General features: G+C 48.7%; 1 protein-coding gene. It reads left to right on the top strand.

From position 1 onward, the window contains the following. The coding region (tnpC, locus tag OCT63_RS21300) for an IS66 family transposase (RefSeq protein WP_269984585.1) at nt 1-1,451 on the top strand (1,451 nt) is incomplete at its 5' end. Nucleotides 1,452-1,592 lie beyond the last annotated feature (141 nt).

The raw sequence follows: 1,592 nt of genomic DNA, 5'->3' as shown, positions 1-1,592 counted from the left end.
TCAACCTAGCGCGGCGTAAACGCTTTGGTAGCAGTAGTGAAACCCTGCCCCCTCAGGACTTAGAGTTCAATGAGGCGGAGACTCATGCCGATACGATAGGTGAAGAGGAAGCACCCGATAATCCGAATGATGACGCTTCGGAAGCGGAAAACACTTCATCCGAGACAAAACGTCGTGGTCGCCCAAAGCTTCCCGAAGACCTGCCACGAGAGCGAGTCGTGGTGGACATACCAGAATCAGAAAAAACCTGCTCGTGTTGTCAGTCGATACTCTGCAGGATGGGGCAAAGCACCAGTGAAAAACTGGTGTATATCCCGGCCAAGTTGTATGTCGAAGTCACTGAAAGACCCAAATACGTCTGTCGTCAATGTGACGCGTTAGGAGAGAAGAGTGTTGTTGCAATGGCTCCACCGCCAGCATCGATTATCCCGAAAAGCATCGCGACTCCCTCTTTGCTTGCGCAAATTATCACGAACAAATACCACTATGCCCTGCCTCTCTATCGTCAAGAATCGCTGTTCAGACAATATGGGCTAGCGCTCAGCCGAAAAACGATGAGTCAATGGATACTGCGTTGCGCTGATAAGGTAGAGCCGTTAATCGCCTTACTGAAAGAAACCCTCCTTGCTCAAGATGTTCTGTTCGCGGACGAGACCACGTTGACCGTGCTCGATGACGAAAGAAAGAAAAGTTACATCTGGTTATATGGGTGTGGTCCAGACCGGGGTGGTAATGCGCAATCCCCTGGTATCGTCTTGTTCGACTATCAGGAAGGGAGTCGGGGGCATCACTGCCCTCAATCGTATCTGTCAAACTACACTGGATACCTTCATGTTGATGGGTATAAAGCGTATGAAAAGACAGAGGCGAAGTTGGTGGGTTGCTGGGCTCATGCAAGACGCAAGTTCATAGAGGCAGAGCAGAGCCAACCAAAAGGCAAGCAAGGAAAAGGGGGTAAAATCCAGTGGGCAGTGAGTTGGTTCCAAAAGCTCTATCGTGTTGAACAAGCACTCAAAGATAAGACGAGGGAAGAGCGATATGTTACCCGCCAATCAAAGACTCAGTCTCTGCTCAATGAATTCAAGGCGTGGTTAGATAAATCGGTCACTCAGGTGCCCCCTAAAAGTAAATTGGGTGAGGCGATTAGCTACAGTCTCAATCAATGGTCGAAGCTAGTAAGAGTTATCGATGATGGCCGGTTAAGCATGGATAATAACCGAGCGGAACGTTCAGTACGTCCGTTCACGGTAGGACGGAACAACTGGTTGTTCTCAAAGACTCATAATGGAGCCCGCGCCAGTGCAGTGTTGTACAGTCTTATCGAAACCGCGAAGGCTAACGACTGTGAGCCGTATGAGTACCTCGAATACGTGCTACGAGAAATCCCGAAACTGAAGAGTGAGGATGACCATGGTCATCTTCTACCTTGGAAAATGCCAAAGACGGAATAGTCCGCCCCTACAGAATACCGCTCAGAATGACAGATACCGCCTTAGTTGGCGGTATCTGCGTAGATATTAGAAAGTCAATGAGTCGGTTCGTAGACGCTTACTCAACAATCAAGTTTCAATACAAACACAGAAACATAAACA

This window comes from Vibrio sp. RW (assembly GCF_027587105.1).
GTDB classification, from domain to species: domain Bacteria; phylum Pseudomonadota; class Gammaproteobacteria; order Enterobacterales; family Vibrionaceae; genus Vibrio; species Vibrio toranzoniae.
This window is presented reverse-complemented; position numbering and strand designations above follow the sequence as displayed.